The organism is Micromonospora sp. (assembly GCF_048594385.1).
Lineage (GTDB): Bacteria > Actinomycetota > Actinomycetes > Mycobacteriales > Micromonosporaceae > Micromonospora > Micromonospora wenchangensis.
Genome location: NZ_JBMDWU010000166.1, coordinates 1 through 1,713, shown reverse-complemented (window position 1 = coordinate 1,713; position 1,713 = coordinate 1). Strand labels below are relative to the sequence as shown.

The following is a 1,713-nucleotide window of genomic DNA, read 5'->3' as shown; positions in this document are numbered from 1 at the left end:
GGGCCGGGGCCGGTTGCCACGGCGTCGTCGCCGCGGGGGTGGTCGCCCGGGGGGGTGGGACGGCTGAGGGTACGCCGAATTGACGCGTCATCCGACGGTGACGGCTCGGTGAATGGTTGTGCGCCGCATTTTCCGCGCTATTTCAAGCTACGGAGAAAGGCGTTTCGATTGGCTCGGGGTCAGCACCAGATCTGCGCGTAGCTGATCGAGTCGTTCCACTGTAGACCCCAGAACGTCCCGAGGTTGGAGATCTCGGTGCGCGGGCCGACGGTGATGGGGCTGTCGGAACGGTCGCCGTTGCGGTAGAGCTTGTAGGCGCAGTTGCCCCGGTTGCGGACCGAGGTGACCGCGTTGTCGGCGTTGGTGTTGACCAGGCTGGCGCTGCCGTTGAGCACGTCCAGGATGTTGAGGAAGCCGGCGTCCTTGTAGAGGCAGAGTGCACCGGTGGAGGGGCAGCTCAGGGCCAGTGCGTCCGTCGCGGAGGGCGCCGCGGCCTGGGCCGGGGCGCCGGCGAGGACGGTGGTGCCGACGAGGGCGAGGCCCGCGAGTGCGGTCCCGATGTGTCGCATGGTTCCTCCCGTGAAGTGGTGGCGGGGGGCATGGCGCGACGCGGCACGTGGCCGGTCAGCGAGCGACCTTCGACCGAGACGTCGACTGTCAATGCTGAGAATTGCGGGTACCCGCATGTGCGGCGGCAGGGCGTGCCTGCGCCGTCGTTCAACAGTTCTCCCAGAGGCCCCCGTGGCCTGTTGTCGGTCCTTAACCTACGTGAAGGAAAATGGGGCGTCAATACTTCTCGATTTCTTTGGTGGTCGTCCGGTGATTCCTTCAACCGTGCGGATCTCCGGTCGGCTGGTCCATGGTGGACGGCAATCGGGCCGACCTACCGGCGGCGTGCCAACACCAGATGGTCGATCAGGGTGCCGGTCTGGCCGTCGGGGCCGGTCGCCTGCCGCTGCGGGGCGTCCAGCCGTTCGACGTCCCAGCCGTCCGGGTCGAGGTCGAGGTCGACCAGGGTCTCCTGCGGGGTGGGGAACCGGGTGTGGTGGTGCGCGGCGTTGCCCCACGGCGGCACCGCCCCGTGCTCGACCACCAGCAGTCGGCCGCCCGGTGCGACCGCCCGCGCCGCCGCCCGCAGCACCTCGGCCCGGGGGAACTCCAGCGGCGACTGGAGGAACTGCGCGGAGACCAGGTCGAACTCCCCGGCCGGGAAGGTCCGGGCCAGGTCGTGCCGCTGGAAGTCGACAAGGGCCGCCACTCCGGCGGCGGTCACGGCGGCGGCCGACCGCTGCAGGGCGGCGGTGGAGACGTCGACGGCCGTCACCCGCCAGCCCTGCCGGGCCAGCCACACCGCGTCACCGCCCTCGCCGCATCCCAGGTCCAGCGCGGTGCCCGGCGGCAGCGTCCCGGCCACGTCCACCAGGTGCGGGTTGGGCCGCCCGCTCCAATACCGCTCCCGACCCCGGTACAGCTCGTCCCAGTGCCGGGCGGTCGCCTCGTCCACCGCCCCGGCATGCCAGCCGTCCGGCGCGGGCTGCTCGACCACGGCCCCGGCCTGGTCTTGCCCGGCCCCGGCCTGATCGTCCACCGACCCGGTCCGCTCGGGCGCGGGCCCGGTCTGCCCCCGAGCGGCCGTGCGTCGCGCGGCGACGGCCCGGTCGGTTTCCTCGGCGATCAGGTCGGCGTTGAGGGCGGCGGCGGCCTTCAGCCCCG

Annotated in this window: 2 protein-coding genes; both read right to left on the bottom strand. The window is 71.9% G+C overall.

Annotated features, from left to right (window positions below):
* Window positions 1–179 precede the first annotated feature (179 nt).
* Window positions 180–569 (bottom strand): peptidase inhibitor family I36 protein, encoded by a 390-nt coding sequence (locus ACOJTC_RS08760; RefSeq protein ID WP_204926465.1) that lies wholly within the window; start codon window positions 567–569, stop codon window positions 180–182.
* 314 nt (window positions 570–883) lie between these two features.
* Complete coding sequence (locus tag ACOJTC_RS08755) at window positions 884–1,504, bottom strand: class I SAM-dependent methyltransferase (RefSeq protein ID WP_420116458.1); 621 nt, start codon at window positions 1,502–1,504, stop codon at window positions 884–886.
* Window positions 1,505–1,713 lie beyond the last annotated feature (209 nt).

Coding starts and splice junctions, on each gene's coding strand:
- ACOJTC_RS08760 (WP_204926465.1), bottom strand. CDS start 569: ATGCGACACATCGGGACCGCACTCGCGGGCCTCGCCCTCGTCGGCACC.